We start from the raw sequence: 17961 nt of genomic DNA, 5'->3' as shown, positions 1-17961 counted from the left end.
GTCTCACCAGCTCATCGGAGTGCCACCAACACGATCGGTCTCGATCTGCTCCTGATATCCGGACTGGGCGTATGCTCGCATCGGGTCCCTGGGCAGACCGCGGTCGGCCCGCCAGTCAGCAAGGTCCGCCCGGATGTCGGTGTAGAAGGCGTCCATGAAGATCTCATGGGCCCCGAGCACGTCACCGGCTTCCTGCGCCTCGGTGAGGGCAGGACGATCCACGAGCAGTGCACGGGCAGTCATCTCCTGGACATTGAGCACACTACGGATCTGTCCCGGTATCTTCTTCTCGATGTTGTGGCACTGGTCGAGCATGAAGGCCACGTCGGCATCTGGTCCGAAACCTCCTCCGCGGATGACCTCGACCATGATGCGGAAGAGCTGAAACGGGTCGGCGCTGCCGACGATGAGATCGTCATCGGCATAGAAACGCGAGTTGAAGTCGAAGGATCCCAGCTTTCCGAGCCGCAGAAGCTGCATGACGATGAACTCGATGTTCGTCCCCGGCGCATGATGCCCGGTGTCCAGGCAGACCACGGCCTTCTCCCCCAGGGCCAACACCTGGGTGAGCGCCGTGCCCCAGTCGGGCACATCGGTGTGGTAGAAGGACGGTTCGAAGAACTTGTATTCCAGCACGAGTCTTTGGTCAGTGCCGAGGCGCTCATAGATGGTATGCAGGGCATCTGCCAGACGGTCCTGTCGAGCTCGCATATCGCTTTGACCGGGGTAGTTCGACCCGTCAGCCAGCCAGATCTTGAGGTCCCGGGACCCGGTGCGATCCATGATGTCGAGACACTCGAGGTGGTGGTCGATCGCCTTGCGACGGATCGCCTCATCGTGGTGGGTGAGGCCCCCGAACTTGAAGTCATCGTCTTGGAAGGTGTTGGAGTTGATGGTGCCGAGCTCCACTCCCTGGTCCGCAGCGAAGGATGCGAGCGCGTCGACGTCCTCGACGCGGTCCCACGGGATGTGCAGGGCGACCTTGGGGGTGAGTCCAGTGACACGATGCACGGCGGCGGCGTCACTGATCTTCTCCTGAACAGTCCTGGGTGTTCCCGGGGATCCGAATACCTTGAACCGGGTACCGGAGTTTCCGTAGGCCCAGGACGGCACTTCGATCCTCAGATCATCGAGTGCTCCTGCGATGGTCTCGAAAGCTGTCATATGTCCTCACTCTGGTCTGATCTGATCGCGTCGAGCTGGTCCTCCAGGTGGAAGACCTCTGTGAGCTGGGTGAAGCCGGTGTCGGGCCGGGAGCCGTCAAGCTCCACGAAGAACTCACTCATCTGTTCCTGCCACCGGGCGTTGACTTCGGTTGCTTCCATGGCCGCCTGCGCGTCAGCCAGGGAAGCAACTTCGACGTAGCCGATGAGCAGACCGTCCTGGCCGAGGAACAGGGAGTAGTTGGTCCATCCGGCTTCTTCTAGGGCACGAAGCATCTCCGGCCACACCTGACTATGACGCCGGACGTATTCATCCAACCTGTCGGGTCTGACCTGGAGTCGGAAGCAGACTCGTCGCATGTCCCTGAAGGCCTCAGAAGTCGAAGTCGTCGATGTTGTCCGCATCGAAGACGAATGGGTCGTCCAGCACGACTTCGCCGTCCTCACCGACGGTGTATTCGCCGAGCTCGCCGGCCTCGAATGTGTCGCCCTCTTCACCGTCGATCTCATCGGTTGCTAGTGCGTAGGCAGCCCAGGCCGCCAGGTAGCCGAGGTCTTCGGGGTTCCACAGGGCGAAGGCTTCGACTGTGCCGTCTTCGACGTACTCACGCATCTGGTTCGGAGTACCGAGGCCAGTCAGCGCGATCTCACCGGCATAACCGGAGTCGGAGATGTAGCGGGCCGCGGCCGCGATGCCAACCGTGGTCGGTGAGACGATCGCATCTAAGTCCGAGTGCGACTGCAGCAGGGCCGCCGTCTGGTCGAAGCTACGCTGATCGTCGTCGTCTCCATAGACGATGTCGACCAGTTCGATGTCCGGGTACTCCGCCTCAAGCTCTTCTTCCATCAGCTCGATCCAGCGGTTCTGGTTCGTGGCGTTGGCATCGGCGGAGAGGACGGCGATCTCGCCCTCTCCGTCGATCTGCTCGGCGACGAGCTCGACCTGGGCACGGGCGATACCCTCAGCGCTGGCCTGGTTGACGAAGATGTCGCGGCATTCGGTATCGGTGTCCGAATCGAAGGTGACGACGGCGGCCCCGGCTTCACGGGCTTCGTCGAGGGCGCCACAGATCGCGCTCGGGTCATTGGCCGAGACGACCAGAGCGTCGTCTCCCTGCTGCGCGGCAGTGTTGATGTACTGGACCTGGCCGTCGGGGCTGGCCTGCTCTGGGCCGACCTCGGAGTGCGTGCCTCCGAACTCCTCGATGGCATTCTCCGCCCCGGCGTTCGAGGTCTCGAAGTAGGGGTTTCCGAGATTCTTAGGGAGCATGGTGACCTGGATGTCCTCACCGTCGCCCCCGTTATCTCCGCCCCCTCCCCCACAAGCTGACAGGGCGAACGTGGCGCTCAGTCCGATCGCTGCGGCGACTCCGAACCGTCGTGTGTTCAGGGTGTTCTTCATGGTCGTGTTCCTTCCATCTGGGGCTCGTACGAGCGGTGTCACTTCTCAGTGCTGGGGGCTGGCTGACGTGGCTCGCGGGGCCGACTACTCCACAGAGCTCGGAAGCGAGTAGCCAACGAGGGGGTCATGACAGAGATGATCAGCAGCAGGCCGATGATGATGTTGATGACGTTGACCGTGACCCCTTCGAGACGCAGTGCCGAGGAGATGACGCCGATGAGCAGGACTCCTGCGATCACTCCGTGGAGGGCGCCGCGCCCGCCGAAGATGAGTACCCCGCCGAGCAGCACTCCGGCGATGACCTCGAGCTCGAGGCCCATGGCGTTGTCTCCGCGGGAGTTGCCGAAGCGCAGCGTGTAGAAGACGCCTGCCATCGCTGAGACGGTGCCCGACAGCAGGAAGGTGATCATCTTCGACCGCGCAACGTTGACTCCGGAGAACCGCGCGGCCTCGTCGTTGTGGCCGATGTCGTAGAGGCCTCGTCCGAACCGTGTGAAGTGGAGCAGCACCGTGAAGATCGCGATCAGTACCAGGATCGGTAGGACGACGACAGGTATGCGGGTCTCTCCGATTGATGCGCTGGCGAGGGAGGTCCACTGCTCGGGAAAGTCGGTCAGCGCCGTCGTCCCGAGTAGTCCGACGGCGATTCCTCGGAACAGCGCCAGGGTGCCGATGGTGACGGTCAACGAGGGAAGGCCCACATAGGCGACGAGAAAGCCGTTAAATACCCCGCACAGGGCGCCGACGGCGACGGCGATGAGGGCGGCCGTCGGCAGAGACAGGCCCATCTGTACGTGGAGCACTCCGACGAGGACGCTGGAGAGTCCGACGACCGATGCGACGGAGAGGTCGATCTGCCCGGTGACGATGATGAGGGTCATCGGCAGGGCGATCATCATCAGCGGGGCGATGTCCAGCAGCAGGTATCTCACCGTCAGCGGTCCGTCGAAGTTCGGGACCAGGAGCAGGGCGGCGATCCATACTGCGACGAGCAGCCCGATGATGAGGAACTCTGGGGTGAAGAGAACCCTTGCCCAGAAGGGCCGGTCAAAGGAGCGGTACTGCACCTGCGAGGTGTCGGTGGATGTCGCTGGAGATTTTTCGGAGACGGTCATACCTGGTCCCTCGCTTCCTGCAGCTTGCGCGCCTGTCGGGCGGCGAGATAACGATCGAGGACGATGGCGCCGATGATGAGCGCACCGACCACGGCGCGCTGCCAGAAGTCAGGAACGCCGAGGATCGGCAGAGTGCGGTTGATCGTCATCAGCAGCACTGCACCGGCGGCCGCGCCCCATACCGTTCCGCTGCCACCGAAGATCGCCACACCTCCGATGACTGCAGCACCGATGGCTTCGAGCTCCCAACCCGAGCCTGCTCCCGCGCTGACTGTTCCGTAGCGGGCGGTGTACATCACTCCGGCGAGCCCGGCGAGCGCACCGCAGAGGACGAAGGCCCCGATGACTCGCCGGGTCACTGAGAGTCCGTACAGCTCGGCGGCCTGTGGGTCGGAGCCGATAGCATAGAACTCGCGCCCTCCGCGGGCTGTGGAGAGGTAGTAGCCCACGGCGAGCAGGATGACGACTGCGATAACGGTCAGCAGCGGAATGCTCATCACCTGAAGCGTTCCCAGACGCAGGAACTCACGCGGCAGGTCCGACGCGTTGATCCTGTCACTCCCCGCCCAGGTCAGCACGATCCCGCGATAGACGTACATGGTGCCCAGGGTGACTACCAGCGCCGGGACCCTTCCGAAGGCGACGAGCAGTCCGTTGATGAGCCCGAGCAGCGCCCCCACAAGAATCCCGATGAGCACCACCGCCACAACAGGAAGGGCCGGGAAGTCGATGAAGAGACGGCCGGTGAGATATGCCGTGATGGCCAGGGTCGAGCCTACGGAGAGGTCGACGTTCCGGGTGATGATCACGACCGCCGAGCCGACGGCCAGTACCAGCAGGATCGACGGGGTCAGGAGGAGGTCCCGCCATCCCTGTGCGGTGAACAGGAAGTTGGAGTTCATCGACGTCGCCGCAGCCACGACGATCCCGATGACCACGACGATGGCCATCTCACGTGAGCCGAGCACGTTCCGCAGGATCTTCTGGGAGGTCGACAGGCGGCTGGGGCGAGCCAGCGTCTGAGGTGTGGCGGTCATACCCTCTCCTTACCGGCCTCGCGCGGAGCCCTGTCCTCAGTGGCGGCATACATGACTGCTTCAGGTGTGGCCTCGCTGCGGTCGAGTTCGGCGTTGATCCGCCCTTCCCGTACGACGAGCACACGATCTGCCATACCGAGCACCTCGGGGAGTTCGGAGGAGACCATGAGGATGGCCATCCCCTCTCCGGCCAGCTCGGAGAGGAGCCTGTGCACCTCCGCTTTGGTCCCGACGTCGATGCCTCGGGTCGGCTCGTCGATGATGAGCAGTCGAGGTTCGGTGGCCAACCACTTGGCGATGGCGACCTTCTGCTGGTTCCCGCCGCTCATCGTGGAGGCGTGCATGGACAGGGCGTTGGTCTTGACCTGGAGCTTGCGTGCCCACATCTGGGAGGCACGGTTCTCTGCCGCGGTGGTGAGTATCCCTGAGCGGGAGAGGCGGTCACGGATGGCCGCGGCGATGTTCTGTGCGACCGACGAGGCGATCACCAGGCCCTGCTGCCTACGATCCTCGGGGATCAGGGCCATGCCGGCAGCGATGGCTGCCTGTGGCTTCTTCTGAGGGATCTGACTACCGAGAAGTCGCACTGTCCCGGAGTCGTAGCCATCGACCCCGAAGACGGCTCGAGCGATCTCACTGCGCCCGGCGCCGACGAGCCCGGCGAGTCCGACGATCTCACCGGACCGGACCTCGAAGCTCACGTCGTGAAAGTTCCCTGCGCTGTGGAGGTTGCGCACCTCGAGGACCACATCACCGATCGTCGTTTCGGTCTTGGGATAGAGCTCGTCGACTTCGCGACCGACCATCATACGGACAAGTTCCTGTGAGTCGGTTTCAGCAGTAGGACGGGTGGCGACGTAGGAGCCGTCCCGCATCACGGTGATCATGTCGCAGAGGGAGAAGACTTCATCGAAGCGATGCGAGATGAAGACGATACCGCGCCCTTCATCTCGCAGGCTGCGGGCGACGGCGAAGAGCCGTTCCACCTCGGTCCCGCTCAATGCCGCAGTAGGTTCATCCATGATGAGCAGGTGGGCATCTAGTGAAATGGCCTTGGCGATCTCGATGATCTGCTGATCGGCGATCGAAAGCCCCTGTGCCGACCGTTGGGGGTCAAGATCGACACCGAGCCGGGCGAAAATCTGCCGTGTCTCGCGGAGCATGGCCTGTTTGTCGATCCGCCGACCGGAGCCGAGTGGCTGGCGGCCCATGAAAATGTTCTCCGTCACGGAGAGATCCGGGAAGAGCGTCGGCTCCTGGTAGATGACTGCGATGCCGGCATCTTTGGCCTCAGCAGTGTTGGTGAAGTCGACGTCCTGTCCACGGAATCTGAAGGCTCCTGAATCCCGACGGTGGAGTCCGGCCACTACTTTGATCAGGGTCGACTTGCCGGCGCCGTTCTCCCCGACCAGCGCGTGGATCGAGCCGGGGTGAACTGTCAGGCTGCCCTCAGCCAGTGCCTTGACGGACCCGAAGGACTTACGCACTGAGTCGAGCTGCAGCACCGGCACCCGGTCTGTCTCGTTCGACATGAAACCTCCGAATGTCCTGGGAACTGAACGAATTGAAACGATTTAATTCGTGAGTCAGATCATATGAGGCACATCACAGACGTGTCAACGGGGTGTGACGAGAGGGCTTGTATGCTGACACTCATGGCAGTGGCTCAGGTACGGGACGTCGCGGCAAGGGCGCGGGTCTCACCCGCCACTGTCTCCAACGCGATCAACCACCCGGAGAAGGTCTCGGAACGCACCCGGGAACGCGTCAGGAAGGCCATCGAGGAGCTCGATTTCATCCCCAACGATGCTGCCCGTCAGCTGCGGGCGGGACGCAACCGCGCAGTAGGAATGATCGTCCTCGATGCCGGGAACCCCTTCTTCTCGAACCTCGCAGAAGGCGCCGAAGACCACCTCGCCGAGCAGGGCCGACCCCTGCTGCTGGGGAACTCCTCTCAGATCCCCGAGCGTGAATCCGCGCATCTGGCACTCTTCGAAGAACAGAGGGTCGCCGGGCTGCTCATCATCGCCGTCGGGGATGTCACACCGCAGCTGAGGCGACTGAAGGAACGTGATACAGCTGTGGTCATCGTCGACAGGATGGCAGGAGAGGATGAGTTCTCCTCGGTGTCTCTCGACGACGTCGAAGGCGGCAGGCTGATTTCCCAGCACCTCATCGATGAGGGTGCCCGCCACATCGCCGTTGTCGGTGGTCCACGTCATCTGCGACAGGTTTCCCAGCGGCTCGAAGGTGCCGAATCTACGGCCTCGGCGAGCCCAGGCGTGCAGGTGGAGTGCATCGACACCGGTGCCATGGATATCGAATCCGGCAGGATGGCGGCGGCAGGGATCCTAGCGCGCGACTCAGAACAGAGACCAGACGCCCTAATGGCCACCAACGATCTCATCGCCATCGGCGCTCTACAGGAACTCGTGCGCAGCGGCCTCGACGTCCCCGGCGATATGCTCCTCTCTGGTTACGACGACATCGCCTTCGCGGGCTCTGCAACCATCCCGATCACCTCAATCAGACAGCCTGCACACGAGATGGGTCGCAAGTCAGCCGAACTGCTGTGCTCCCTCATTGACGACCCGCAAACCCCCACAGAGCAAACGGTCTTTCAGCCGGAACTGGTCATCCGAGAGTCCACCAACCGGAGCTCAGCTGTCACCGCCGACTGATAGATTCGGGCGCATGCGAATCGCCACCTGGAATGTGAACTCGATGCGGGCCCGGGCCGACCGGGTCGAGGCCTGGTTGGACCGCTGGGACGCTGATGTCCTGGCCATCCAGGAGACCAAGTGCAAGGACGAGAACTTCCCCTGGGAGGTCTTCGAGAACAGCGGCTACGAGGTCGCACACTTCGGCTTCAACCAGTGGAACGGGGTGGCCATCGCCTCCAGGGTGGGGCTGGCCGACGTCGAGCGCACCTTCCCCGAGCAGCCTGCCTTCGGCAAGGGTGGGAAGGATCCGGTGCAGGAGGCCCGCGCGATGGCCGCGACCTGCGGCGGGGTGCGCGTGTGGAGCCTGTATGTCCCCAATGGCCGCGCCCTGGAGGACGAGCACATGGGGTATAAGCTGCAGTGGCTCGAGACTCTGCGGGGCCACGCCACATCCTGGCTGAGCGATGATCCGCAGGCGCAGATCGCGCTGGTCGGCGATTGGAACATTGCACCGCAGGACGACGACGTCTGGGACATCGACTTCTTCCGTCAGGAGGGCCTGACCCACGTCTCCGAGCCGGAGCGTGCGGCCTTCCAGAGGTTCCTCGACGCCGGGTTCGTCGACGTCGTCCGCCCGTTGAAGCCGGGGCCGGGGGTCTACACGTATTGGGACTATAAGCAGCTGCGCTTCCCCAAGAAGGAGGGGATGCGCATCGACTTCGTCCTGGCTTCCCCAGCCCTGGCGGAGCGAGTGAACGATGCTGCGATCGACCGTGAAGAGCGCAAGGGCAAGGGCGCCTCAGACCACGCACCGGTGGTGGTGGACCTCAGCTGACCCCTGCCCCTGCGCGTCCGGGGAGGATACTTCAGCTGCTCATCGGTTCATCTCACCGGTTCATCAGGTCAGCACGCAGCTGCTCGACCTCAGCCTGTGTGGCCGCGGTGTTCTGGGAGGTCCGCACCATCGAGATCATGACCTCCAGCACCACTCGGTAGAGCACGATGTACAGGACCACCGGAATCCAGCCCAGCAGCAGAACGATGATCCCGAAGACCGGCTCGCCCGTGGCGAATCCGGAGATGATCATCATGAACCAGGCCAGAGCTGAGACGATGATCAGCAGCGCATAGATGAACCTGGCGAATTTGATCGTGATGAAGCTGCGGAAGCTGAAGTCGAAGAGCGCTGCGAAGAAGCCCTTGGCCTCGACAGCGTTGGCCGACGGGCGCTGCTGTGCGGGGCCGGGCTGCGGGTGTCCTGCCGGCTGGGGCGCTCCGTAGGCAGGCTGACCATAGCCCGCCTGCTCGTACCCACCCTGCTCATAGCCGCCCTGAGGATAGCCCGGCTGCTGATACCCCGGCTGTTGGTAGCCGCCCTGTTGGTAGCCGCTGGCGTCATACCCACTCTGACCGGCGTCCTGGGGTCCGTAGCCCTGCTGCTGACCGCCGTAGGGACCCGGCTGCGGTTCGCCGGGTTCCGGCTGTCCATACACAGGCTGTCCATGGCCCTGCTGATCTCCGTAGCCCTGCTGGTCGACGTCGGACTGTCCGTACACCGGTTGGCCGGTGTCCTGCGGCGCTGACAGGGGCTGCTGACCATAGGGAGGCTGAGCGTAGCCGGCCTGGTCCTCTTCCGTGAGTTCCACACTTCCGGGCAGTCCGCCTTCACGCGGAGGACCGTCGGGCTGGGGCGTGGTCGGCTGCTCACCGGCGAAGTGTTCCCTGGTCGGCTGCTCACCGGTCGCGGCGCCCTCCGGGTTTTCCTCGGGCTGCTGCGGGTCTCCGGGCTGCTGTGTCATGTGTCCTCCTCGGACAGGTCCGATCGCGGACGCGGGGCACATCGCCGCTGAACGGCCCGATGTCCGCGCCTACGGTCAACCTACCTGAGCCGCGGCGTCAGCTGAACGGTGCTGACATGCCGCGTCGATGATTTTCGTTTCCGGCGCCGGGGGCTGAGGATATGAGCATGACTGCCCCGCATCCTCCCTCAGGCGCCCAGGGGCCGGCGTTGGTCGTGCTGGCGATATCCTTCGCGCAGACCGGTTCTGCCGTGGCGGCGATGGTGTTCTCCCTGGCGGGCCCGGTGGGGACAGTAGCGCTGCGCCTGGGGCTCTCCGCCCTGGTGCTGTGGCTGCTGGTCCGGCCGAGTCTGCGCGGCATCAGCAGGCTCTCCTGGGGCGCAGCCGCCGGGTACGGGCTGGTGCTGGCGGCGATGAACGTGCTGTTCTACCTGGCCATCGACCGCATTCCACTGGGCACGGCAGTCACTCTGGAACTGTTGGGACCGCTGACGCTGAGCGTGATCGCCGGGCGGCGCCTGCTGAGTCTGCTGTGGGCGGTGATCGCAGGCCTCGGTGTGCTGCTGTTGAGCTGGAACCCATCCGAGACTCTGGACCCTCTGGGCGTGGTGTTCGCGCTGGGCGCCGGCGTCATGTGGGCCTGCTACATCCTCTTCACCCGGGCCGCGGGGCGGCACTTCTCCGGCCTGGCGGGAATGACGCTGGGCATGTCGGTGGGGGCACTGGCGGTCGTCCCCTTCGCGGTGACGACGACGGGCACTGTGTTCCTGCGACCGGAAGTGCTGCTGGTCGGACTGGCGGTGGCGCTGCTGTCCTCGACGATCCCCTATGCCTTGGAGATGCGGGCGCTGCGGACGGTGCCGCCGTCGACCTTCGCCGTGCTCTTGGCGCTCTCCCCTGCGGTGGCTGCGCTCTCGGGGCTACTCCTGCTGGGGCAGGATCTCGGGGCGGCCGGGTATGCGGGAATCGTACTGGTGGTCGTCGCGAGAATCGGCGCCAGCCGCACCAAAGTGGGGTGAGTGGCGCCGCGGTCATCCGGACTGGTGCCGCCAGTGACGGCGAACCGATAGTCTGAGCGGACCATGAGCATCTCGGATTCCTCATCGCCTTCACCTGCACTCTCTCCACTGGAGATCTGGCCCCCGGTCTGGGCTCCGACTGCCGTCGTCTTCGACTGCGACGGCCTGCTAGTGGACACGGAGGGGCAGTGGATCCGGATGCAGGATGCGTATCTGCACCGGCACGGGACCGGGTTCACCACAACCCAGCGCCGCGAGATCACCGGTCGGTCAGCCGAGGTGGTGCTCTCCGCGATTGCGGAGAAGGTGAGCAAGGCCCCGGAGACTGTCTACGACGAGCTCTTCGCCGAGCATCGGGACAGTCTCGATGCTGAGATGGTGCCGATGCCGGGGGCGATGGAGACCCTGCGGGCTGTGGCGGCGGTGCGTCCGGTGGCGGTGGCGTCGAACTCCCCGCGGGAGATGCTCGACGTCAAGCTGGCGGGACTGGGCATCACGGAACTGATCAGCGCGTCCTTCGCCATCGAAGATGTCGCTGAACCGAAGCCCGCACCGGATCTCTACACGGCAGCGGCGCGTGCCCTCGGTGCGGCACCGGGTGAGTGCCTGTGCTTCGAGGACTCCGAGACCGGTGCCGAGGCCGCCCGCTCTGCGGGGCTGCAGCTGATCGCCGTGCCCTCGATTCCGGGGCAGGAGCCTCAGGCGCCGCGCCGGTTGAGCTCCCTGGAAGACCCGGTCCTCCACACGTGGATCGCTTCCTGGAGCTGAGGAGAATCCACTGGCGCCCCAAGGTGTGGGGGTGTGAGGCCCTCCGAGCAGGGTGTCCCTAAATCGAGGGTCAACTTGCAGTCACGAATCGAGGGTTTTCCGGGCTCCGAGACGCTGATCGTGACTGAAAAAGCAACGCGGATTTCTCGGGCCCCAGATTCTGGCAGCGCGCTGTAGGTGAGAAACGAAAAACCCCTGCCTGAGGCAGGGGTTTCGCCATGTGTGGCTCCGACCGGCGTCGATCCGGTGACCTTTCGATTTTCAGTCGGTACCTTTGAGTCGAGGAATACGTTAGCACAGCGCCAAACAAAAGCAATTCTCTATGCACGGGGGCATCGAGCGGCTCCAACACAGTGCAGCGGCAGAGCAGTAAAAGCGCAGGTCACAGCCCCACCCGTCTGGACGCTTGGGGTGGGTCAGTGATGGAGGTCTCAGACAAGGTTGCTCTTGCTCGTGAGGTGGCCGGGCGGCAGTGTGCCAAGAAGGTCGTGACGTCCACGGGTGAAGTGGTGAACTGTGGTTCTCGGTCGTTCCTGACGTGCCCGAAGTGCGCGAGGGTCTATCGGCGGGACTGGCAGGCGATTTTGGCCGATGGTGTCCGGGAGTCGAAGCCGGGCCGGAGCACGTTCGTGCTGTTGACGTTGACGGCGCCCTCGTTCGGGAAGGTCCATCGTGTGCCGAAGCCAGGCGAGGCGGCGAAGCGGTGCGCGTGCGGGCGTCGCCACAGTGAGAGTGAGCGGGTGCTGCGTGGGGTGCCGGTCGATGCCAAGGCCTACGACTACGCGGGGCAGGTCAGGTTCAACCGTGATGTGAGCGAGCTGTGGCGGTACACGCAGATTGCACTACGCCGGGCGCTGCCTGATCGGTTCGACTATGCGGCGGTGCGTGAGTGGCAGGTGAGGGGTGTCCTGCACTTCCATGTGCTGCTGCGCATTGAGCACCTGTCTGTGTCGCGGTCGTCGTTGGTGTCGCTGCTGGAAGATACGTGTGCCGGGGTGGTGGCCTCCAGCGCAGTGGATGATTCGGTGGTCCGGTGGGGACGTCAGGTTGATGCTCGGATTCTGGGGATTGAGCCGGGCCAGGTCCGCCGGGCGATCAGCTATCTCGGCAAGGTGCTGGGCTACGTGGCGAAAGACCTGGGCGCTGAGGCGGTATCGAACCGGTCGCCGGAGGCTGTAGCCCATGCGGATACTCTCACCCGTGCTGCGCGGGATGAGATGGAGTGCACGCGGGACTGTCATGGGCGAGACTGTGGTCATCGGCGGCATCGGTCGATGGGTGCTGGCTCTCATGCCGTCTCGCGGTCGAAGGCGTGGACTGTGCTGCGGCGGAAGTTCTTTCAGGAGCAGCGGCGTGCTTGGGCCAAGGCGCACGCGATGAGTCTCAGTGACGAACCTGCGGTTTCGGCTGCATGAGCATGGATGAGGCCCTGGCTATCCACCGGGAAGCGTTCTTCCACGGCGTCTATGCCTCGGGTCGGAGCCGTAACACTCGTGTGGGCCGTAACCGTCTGGTCTTCGCCTGATGGAATTCGCCCACTTATACGGCGTGCAAGAAACGTCACGCAGGAGAGCCTGCGGCCTCCTCCGCTGACCTCTGCGTGGCTCGCAGTGCTTCCCCCTCCCCCTTGTATAGTGCTGATCAGGAGCTATAGGAGGGTTGATGAGTAAGCAGGCCAGATGGATTGTAGGTGCAATCAGCGCTATTGCGGCAGCGACTGTTCTAGGCATTAGCGGATGCTCTACGAACGAAAACAATGCGTCAGATGCTGAGAATACTAATGGGCAATCGGAAACTGATAGTGAATCGAGTGCCGATAGTGGACCCTCTCCTATGGTGGAAGACTTCGATACATCGATGATCGGCTATCGATTTGATGAATGGCCTAATGGTGAGATCGGTGGAAACTACCTTTTAGTGCTACTCCGTGAGCCTGACGCGCTAGATGTCTCCGAAGGCGACACTATGGAGCTTGACTGGACTATGTCTAGTGAGGGCGCTATCTTCCCAAACCAAACAACAGCTCCTAGGACCGTAGAGATTGACGACAGTGATGCCCAAGTTCTTAGAGATACCTTCGAGGGGTTTCCTGAGCATCTGACTTTTGAGGATGAGCAGGGAGCTACTATGTATGTAGTTGTTGAGCCTGGGTCTACAAACCTTGAAGGTGTCTCAATTAGCGATGACTACAGCTACACCTATGATGGTGGCTATATTTTCGCAGGGATTCACCTTGGATACGAAGCAAATGCAGAGCCTGGTTTTCCTCTTAATGCAGACTCTTACCCTACTGAGTGGCTTCGTAAAGAGCCTTATGCTACAGAGCTTCGTGAAAACAATAGTGTAGACATTGAGGATCCATTCTGGGATGACTGGGAGTACCAGGAGCAGATTACTGTAGAGAAGATTGACGACTCTGCAGAAGGTCCCGATGAGACTGTAGTGACAGTGAACAATGTAGATAGTTTTTCTGTCACTGATCCCTTCGCGTGGAATGATCAGAGTCTCGAGGAGATGAATTCTCAGCTTGAGAATATGGGGTATGAGCCTTTGCCCGAGAGGTAGGGCACCATTTGCGGATTTAGCGCGTATCAGTCGTTACTGGCTGCTCAATCCAGTGACCGGGCCGGGTCTCTTTGAACGTTGTGTACAGCTTGGTATTGGTGTCATAGATCAGGACGGGGATTTGGCCTGTTGCTTCGACGCCTCCGTCGATGTAGTAGTGACTGGCTCCATCCCAGAATACGCCGCGATAGTTCGGATCATTGGCAAGGAAAGGGCTACTGGTCTCGGTATGGCCTGCGATCACGTCCTTGATGAACTGGCCCGTAGCGGGGGGAAATTTACTGGCCCAGACGTGTTCCTCGGTGGCAGCCTTCCATGCGTCTCCGGCGCTCTCATCGACACCGGCGTGAACGAAAATTTGCCGGTTGGTCTCATAGTAGGGACGCAGATTGCGCATCCAGTTGATGAGGCCGCCATGCTGAGCGCGGATGGAAGCCTTGGCCGTCTGGTTGAACCATGCTGAGGTTTCGGGGTCCTCGTCGTTGCTGTGGCACTGCCCGATCCACTGGTCAATGGTCGTGTCTGTGAGGAAGCTGCGGAGGGTCAGGAACCCGCGATCTTCACCTGGCCAAGGTTCTGCGCCGTCCTCGTCAGAATCGATCCACTCTAGGAAGCCTTCTTCATGGTTGCCCATGAGCGCGATGGCTCCGTGGGTCATGGCATATTCCCGGACCGTAGCCAGGACACCGAGGGAATCAGGTCCCCGATCTACGTAGTCGCCTCCGAACACAATCTGATCACCCTCGTCGGCATCGATGAGGGTAAGAGCGTTATTGAGTTCGGAGAGGTGCCCGTGCACGTCGGCAAGTGCGTAAATGCGCATACTGCTCAAGTCTAGGTTGCGTGATGTCTGCAGAGCATGTTGAGCAGGCGGGTTACGGCGTGTCCGAGCAGGCCGGAGCGACGCCGAGGACCGCCCCGCGAACGGCCGCCAGGCCGCATGCGCAAGGGGCGGCCCGCAGGCGGGGGCACAGGCCCCCGCAGGACCACGCGCGTGCGCGCCCGCGCGCACGCCTTGATCTCCACTGAAAATCGTCACCAATGTGTAGAGACGTGCCAGGAGCCAGCATGTAGGCTCATCTACACTAGTCTCATAGGGTGGTTGACATAGGTGGTGCAAATCGACCACACTGGAGTTGTAAGGTGTTCCGAGTGAGAGGAAGCAGTGATGACTGAGCAGGTGTTGAGCAAGCGAGAGTTCGGGGCGGTGTGCAGTGTGCTGCTGCGTCGCTCGCTGAATGACGACGGCACGGTGGACATGTCGGTCGTGGGGGCCATCGCGTTGGTGGTGCAGGAGGTTATCGGACTGTCGCGGCAGCTGGTGCCGGTGAACACGGCCAAGTTGGTGAGGGAGACGAAGACCACGGCCACAACGTTCCGCCGGGCGCTGCGACGGGCCGAGGCCCTTGGCCTCATCGAGCGTGAGGCGGGACGCGAGGGCTCTGTCCGTCGTGGTTTTGTTCGTCTCAGTGATTCGGTGGTCGATGACGTCCTGACGGACCTGGAAGCGGAGGAGAGCTGATGCGAACCATACCGGTGGACCAGTCCGCGCTGGGAGACCTTATGGTGGTCGGCGTACGGCCGAAGATGGTGCGTCCCGACGGGCAAGCTGAGGCGCACCAGAAGGGCAACGCTGATGGGATATCGCAGTGGACTGTGGAGACCTTGCGGCGAGGTCGGGACGAAGAGGCGTCGGAGCTGTTGAACGTCACGGTTGCGGCCTCTGAGAAGCCCGGCGTCGAAGGGCCGGCACAGTTCGAGAGCTTAACGGCGATCCCCTGGGAGTTCTCCGGGCGGTCAGGTTCAGCCGCCGGCGCGTGAAGCGGGTGAAGCAGGTCATGGTCTGAGGGACGCCATAGTCATAGACTCGATCGCAGGCGGCCCGAGCCGCAGGATCCGGCCGGGCCGTGTCCTGTCACGGAAAGGGGAACGTCCTATGCCGACTGTTGCACGCACTATGGTCGACACCTTGCACGCCAGCGGGATCCAGCGGGTCTATGGGATCCCCGGAGACTCGCTCAACGGATTCACCGACGCGCTGCGCGCTTCCGGAACCATCGACTGGGTCCAGGTCCGGCATGAGGAGACTGCGGCCTTCGCCGCCAGCGCCGAGTCCCAGCTCACCGGCGAACTCGCGGTCTGCGCGGGCAGCTGCGGTCCCGGCAACCTCCACCTGATCAACGGGCTCTATGACGCCCAGCGCTCCCGCACCCCGGTGTTGGCCATCGCGGCCCACATCCCCAGTGAGGAGATCGGCTCGGGCTACTTCCAGGAGACTCACCCGCAGGAGCTCTTCCGCGAATGCAGCGTCTACGTCGAGCATGTCTCCCAAGCTGACCAGATGCCCCGTCTGATGCGCGTCGCCATGCGTGAGGCCATCGAGAAGCAGGGTGTGGCAGTGTTGGTGATCCCCGGCGACGTCGCCCTGCAGGAGATCAGCGCGGAGCCTGAGACGATCCGGCCGACGACCTCTGTGGTCACCCCGGCCGAAGGCGACCTCGAGGCTGCGGCAGAGGCGCTCAACGGCTGCGAACGGGTCACCATCCTCGCCGGCGCCGGTGCGGCGGGAGCACACGATGCGCTGCTGCAGATCGCCGAGCGGCTCCAGGCGCCCATCGTCCATGCCCTGCGCGGCAAGGAACACGTCGCCTACGACAACCCCTACGACGTCGGCATGACCGGCCTGCTGGGCTTCTCCTCGGGCTATCACGCCATGGAGGCCGCTGAGACGCTGCTGGTCCTGGGCTCCGACCTGCCCTACCAGCAGTTCTACCCGCAGGACGCCTCGGTGGTGCAGGTCGACCTGCGCGGATCCCAGCTGGGCCGGCGCACCTCCGTGGACGTCGGGCTGGTCGGCGGGGTCAGGGAGACCATCGACGCGCTGCTGCCGCGGCTGGCGGCTGATCGCAGCTCCAAGCATCTCGACACGATGACCAAGCACTACCGGCGCACCCGCAAGGACCTGGACTCGCTGGCTTCGCCCTCCAAGCGCACCATCCACCCGCAGTATCTGGCGCGGCTGGTGGACCAGGCCGCCGCCGAGGACGCCGTGTTCATCCCCGACGTCGGCTCCCCGGTGGTCTGGGCCTCGCGGTACCTGAGCATGAACGGCCGACGCCGGCTGATCGGCTCCTTCTCCCACGGTTCCATGGCCAACGCGCTCACCCAGTCGGTCGGCGCGGCTGCGGCCGACCCCTCGCGACAGGTGGTTGCCCTGGCCGGCGACGGCGGACTAACCATGATGCTCGGCGAGCTGCTGACCCTGACCCAGGCTCAGCTGCCGGTGAAGACGGTGGTCTTCAACAACTCCTCGCTGAACTTCGTGGAGGTGGAGATGAAGGCCGCTGGCTTCGTGAACTTCGGCACCGGTCTGACCAACCCGAGCTTCGCCGACATCGCAGAGTCCATGGGGATCCGCGGCATCCGCGTGGAGTCCTCAGCGGAGCTCCCGGACGCGGTGGAGGAGTTCTTCGCCCACGACGGCCCGGCCGTGCTGGACGTGGTCACCGAACGGCAGGAGCTGTCCATGCCCCCGGCCGTGACCGCCGAGCAGGCCAAGGGTTTCACCCTCTACGCCATCCGCACGGTGCTCTCCGGTCGCGGGGACGAGCTGGTGGACCTGGCCCGCACCAATTGGCGTCAGCTGTTCTGAGCCGTCGCTGATCTTCCAACCCTCTGACCATGCCGCCTCCCCGACAGTGAGGACCCCCATCGATGCGTTCACCATCCACCGCCGCGGCTGAGCGGCAGGCTCTCGTCGCGGCCCTGCGCGAGAAGGGCCCCGCCGCCGCTACGCTCTGCGAAGGATGGACCACCCACGACCTCGCAGTCCATGTGGTCGCCCGAGACTCTCGTCCGCACCTGGTCCTCGGCCGAGGGCTGCCGGTGGTGGGGTCCAAAGCGCAGGAGCAGTACCGGAGCTTCGAAGGGCTCAGCTTCGCCGAGCTCGTCGACCGGATCGGGGACGGGGTGCCCTCCTGGCATCCGGCCCGCAGTCGGTCCGTCGATGACGCGATGAACACCTTGGAGTTCTTCGTCCACACGGAGGATGTCCTGCGCGGTGACGACCACAGCACTGGGGCTGATGCTGGCCCGGAGGGTTCATCCGCTCTTCAGCCGCACCGCCGCAGGCTGTCTCCGAGCCTCCAGAGACGTCTGTGGAAGCAGGCCTCCCGCACTCTGCTGATGGCCGCGGCTCGGAAGCGCCGACGCCGCATCACCTACATCAGTCCCGGCTACGGGTCGGTCACGCACGGAGCTTTCAGGGACCCGATGATCTCCCTCGAGGGTGCCCCGAGTGAGCTGGTGCTCTGGGCCTTCGGCCGCTAGAGTGTGGCCGAGGTCGTGATGCGTCAGCACTGAGCGTCTGCGGAATCTAGGGCGTGTCTCCTATGTGCGTAGGCAGGCGATGATGGCGCAGAGGACTACTC

18 protein-coding genes are annotated in these 17961 nt (G+C 63.5%); 10 read left to right on the top strand and 8 right to left on the bottom strand.

What is annotated here, in order from left to right; genetic code table 11:
• Positions 1–3 precede the first annotated feature (3 nt).
• From rhaI to RIL96_RS05115, 6 genes are read right to left on the bottom strand one after another with little or no spacing between them, the layout of a single operon-like run.
• On the bottom strand, positions 4–1164 hold the full coding sequence (gene rhaI / locus RIL96_RS05140) for an L-rhamnose isomerase (RefSeq protein WP_310547942.1): 1161 nt from the start codon (positions 1162–1164) through the stop codon (positions 4–6).
• On the bottom strand, positions 1161–1523 hold the full coding sequence (locus RIL96_RS05135; RefSeq protein WP_310547941.1) for an L-rhamnose mutarotase: 363 nt from the start codon (positions 1521–1523) through the stop codon (positions 1161–1163). The genes rhaI and RIL96_RS05135 overlap by 4 nt, the downstream gene beginning before the upstream one ends.
• Before the next feature lie 13 nt (positions 1524–1536).
• Positions 1537–2565 carry a rhamnose ABC transporter substrate-binding protein gene (gene rhaS, locus RIL96_RS05130; protein WP_310547940.1) on the bottom strand — a complete coding sequence of 343 codons (1029 nt, stop codon included), beginning with the start codon at positions 2563–2565 and terminating at the stop codon, positions 1537–1539.
• Between the two features lie 38 nt (positions 2566–2603).
• Positions 2604–3680 carry an ABC transporter permease gene (locus tag RIL96_RS05125; protein ID WP_310547939.1) on the bottom strand — a complete coding sequence of 359 codons (1077 nt, stop codon included), beginning with the start codon at positions 3678–3680 and terminating at the stop codon, positions 2604–2606.
• Positions 3677–4717, bottom strand: a complete 1041-nt coding sequence (locus RIL96_RS05120; protein ID WP_310547938.1) for an ABC transporter permease — start codon at positions 4715–4717, stop codon at positions 3677–3679. Before RIL96_RS05120 ends, RIL96_RS05125 begins: the two co-directional genes overlap by 4 nt.
• Positions 4714–6249, bottom strand: a complete 1536-nt coding sequence (locus RIL96_RS05115) for a sugar ABC transporter ATP-binding protein (protein ID WP_310547937.1) — start codon at positions 6247–6249, stop codon at positions 4714–4716. Before RIL96_RS05115 ends, RIL96_RS05120 begins: the two co-directional genes overlap by 4 nt.
• A 123-nt stretch (positions 6250–6372) precedes the next feature.
• Here RIL96_RS05115 and RIL96_RS05110 point away from each other — a divergent pair, with 123 nt between their 5' ends.
• The gene (locus tag RIL96_RS05110; protein ID WP_310547936.1) at positions 6373–7398 is read left to right on the top strand and encodes a LacI family DNA-binding transcriptional regulator; all 1026 of its coding nucleotides are present in this window, start codon (positions 6373–6375) and stop codon (positions 7396–7398) included.
• Between the two features lie 13 nt (positions 7399–7411).
• The gene (locus RIL96_RS05105; protein WP_310547935.1) at positions 7412–8215 is read left to right on the top strand and encodes an exodeoxyribonuclease III; all 804 of its coding nucleotides are present in this window, start codon (positions 7412–7414) and stop codon (positions 8213–8215) included.
• A gap of 52 nt (positions 8216–8267) precedes the next feature.
• Here the strand turns inward: RIL96_RS05105 and RIL96_RS05100 are convergent, their stop codons facing one another.
• Complete coding sequence (locus RIL96_RS05100) at positions 8268–9179, bottom strand: DUF4282 domain-containing protein (RefSeq protein WP_310547934.1); 912 nt, start codon at positions 9177–9179, stop codon at positions 8268–8270.
• Between the two features lie 167 nt (positions 9180–9346).
• On the opposite strand from RIL96_RS05100, the gene RIL96_RS05095 reads away from it, so the two are divergent.
• The 4 genes from RIL96_RS05095 to RIL96_RS05080 all read left to right on the top strand — a co-directional run bounded on the left by RIL96_RS05095 (position 9347) and on the right by RIL96_RS05080 (position 13531).
• Positions 9347–10198 (top strand): EamA family transporter, encoded by an 852-nt coding sequence (locus RIL96_RS05095; protein ID WP_310547933.1) that lies wholly within the window; start codon positions 9347–9349, stop codon positions 10196–10198.
• 63 nt (positions 10199–10261) lie between these two features.
• On the top strand, positions 10262–10966 hold the full coding sequence (locus tag RIL96_RS05090; protein WP_310547932.1) for an HAD family hydrolase: 705 nt from the start codon (positions 10262–10264) through the stop codon (positions 10964–10966).
• A gap of 422 nt (positions 10967–11388) precedes the next feature.
• Positions 11389–12381: a replication initiator gene (locus RIL96_RS05085; protein WP_310547931.1), complete on the top strand. Its 993-nt coding sequence runs from the start codon at positions 11389–11391 to the stop codon at positions 12379–12381.
• A 247-nt stretch (positions 12382–12628) separates the two neighbouring features.
• Entirely contained in the window at positions 12629–13531 is a 903-nt protein-coding gene (locus RIL96_RS05080) for a hypothetical protein (RefSeq protein WP_310547930.1), read from the top strand.
• A 16-nt stretch (positions 13532–13547) separates the two neighbouring features.
• Here the strand turns inward: RIL96_RS05080 and RIL96_RS05075 are convergent, their stop codons facing one another.
• Positions 13548–14354, bottom strand: coding sequence for a metallophosphoesterase (locus RIL96_RS05075; RefSeq protein ID WP_310547929.1), 807 nt, complete (start codon positions 14352–14354; stop codon positions 13548–13550).
• 345 nt (positions 14355–14699) lie between these two features.
• Here RIL96_RS05075 and RIL96_RS05070 point away from each other — a divergent pair, with 345 nt between their 5' ends.
• The 4 genes from RIL96_RS05070 (at position 14700) to RIL96_RS05055 (ending at position 17860) form a co-directional block, all read left to right on the top strand.
• The gene (locus tag RIL96_RS05070; protein WP_310547928.1) at positions 14700–15053 is read left to right on the top strand and encodes a hypothetical protein; all 354 of its coding nucleotides are present in this window, start codon (positions 14700–14702) and stop codon (positions 15051–15053) included.
• Positions 15053–15352, top strand: coding sequence for a hypothetical protein (locus tag RIL96_RS05065; protein ID WP_310547927.1), 300 nt, complete (start codon positions 15053–15055; stop codon positions 15350–15352). The genes RIL96_RS05070 and RIL96_RS05065 overlap by 1 nt, the downstream gene beginning before the upstream one ends.
• 115 nt (positions 15353–15467) lie before the next feature.
• Positions 15468–17183, top strand: a complete 1716-nt coding sequence (gene poxB / locus RIL96_RS05060) for a ubiquinone-dependent pyruvate dehydrogenase (RefSeq protein WP_310547926.1) — start codon at positions 15468–15470, stop codon at positions 17181–17183.
• 62 nt (positions 17184–17245) lie between these two features.
• Positions 17246–17860 (top strand): TIGR03085 family metal-binding protein, encoded by a 615-nt coding sequence (locus RIL96_RS05055; protein WP_310547925.1) that lies wholly within the window; start codon positions 17246–17248, stop codon positions 17858–17860.
• Positions 17861–17961: the final 101 nt, after the last annotated feature.

It is taken from the genome of Nesterenkonia aerolata, assembly GCF_031470965.1.
Lineage (GTDB): Bacteria > Actinomycetota > Actinomycetes > Actinomycetales > Micrococcaceae > Nesterenkonia > Nesterenkonia aerolata.
Note: the sequence above shows the minus strand (reverse complement) of the source record. Positions and strands in the feature narration are given on the sequence as shown.

Coding starts and splice junctions, on each gene's coding strand:
- RIL96_RS05100 (WP_310547934.1), bottom strand. CDS start 9,179: ATGACACAGCAGCCCGGAGACCCGCAGCAGCCCGAGGAAAACCCGGAG.
- RIL96_RS05115 (WP_310547937.1), bottom strand. CDS start 6,249: ATGTCGAACGAGACAGACCGGGTGCCGGTGCTGCAGCTCGACTCAGTG.
- RIL96_RS05095 (WP_310547933.1), top strand. CDS start 9,347: ATGACTGCCCCGCATCCTCCCTCAGGCGCCCAGGGGCCGGCGTTGGTC.
- RIL96_RS05090 (WP_310547932.1), top strand. CDS start 10,262: ATGAGCATCTCGGATTCCTCATCGCCTTCACCTGCACTCTCTCCACTG.
- RIL96_RS05110 (WP_310547936.1), top strand. CDS start 6,373: ATGGCAGTGGCTCAGGTACGGGACGTCGCGGCAAGGGCGCGGGTCTCA.
- RIL96_RS05065 (WP_310547927.1), top strand. CDS start 15,053: ATGCGAACCATACCGGTGGACCAGTCCGCGCTGGGAGACCTTATGGTG.
- RIL96_RS05120 (WP_310547938.1), bottom strand. CDS start 4,717: ATGACCGCCACACCTCAGACGCTGGCTCGCCCCAGCCGCCTGTCGACC.
- RIL96_RS05085 (WP_310547931.1), top strand. CDS start 11,389: ATGGAGGTCTCAGACAAGGTTGCTCTTGCTCGTGAGGTGGCCGGGCGG.
- rhaS (WP_310547940.1), bottom strand. CDS start 2,565: ATGAAGAACACCCTGAACACACGACGGTTCGGAGTCGCCGCAGCGATC.
- RIL96_RS05070 (WP_310547928.1), top strand. CDS start 14,700: ATGACTGAGCAGGTGTTGAGCAAGCGAGAGTTCGGGGCGGTGTGCAGT.
- RIL96_RS05075 (WP_310547929.1), bottom strand. CDS start 14,354: ATGCGCATTTACGCACTTGCCGACGTGCACGGGCACCTCTCCGAACTC.
- RIL96_RS05135 (WP_310547941.1), bottom strand. CDS start 1,523: ATGCGACGAGTCTGCTTCCGACTCCAGGTCAGACCCGACAGGTTGGAT.
- RIL96_RS05105 (WP_310547935.1), top strand. CDS start 7,412: ATGCGAATCGCCACCTGGAATGTGAACTCGATGCGGGCCCGGGCCGAC.
- RIL96_RS05125 (WP_310547939.1), bottom strand. CDS start 3,680: ATGACCGTCTCCGAAAAATCTCCAGCGACATCCACCGACACCTCGCAG.
- rhaI (WP_310547942.1), bottom strand. CDS start 1,164: ATGACAGCTTTCGAGACCATCGCAGGAGCACTCGATGATCTGAGGATC.
- RIL96_RS05055 (WP_310547925.1), top strand. CDS start 17,246: ATGCGTTCACCATCCACCGCCGCGGCTGAGCGGCAGGCTCTCGTCGCG.
- RIL96_RS05080 (WP_310547930.1), top strand. CDS start 12,629: ATGAGTAAGCAGGCCAGATGGATTGTAGGTGCAATCAGCGCTATTGCG.
- poxB (WP_310547926.1), top strand. CDS start 15,468: ATGCCGACTGTTGCACGCACTATGGTCGACACCTTGCACGCCAGCGGG.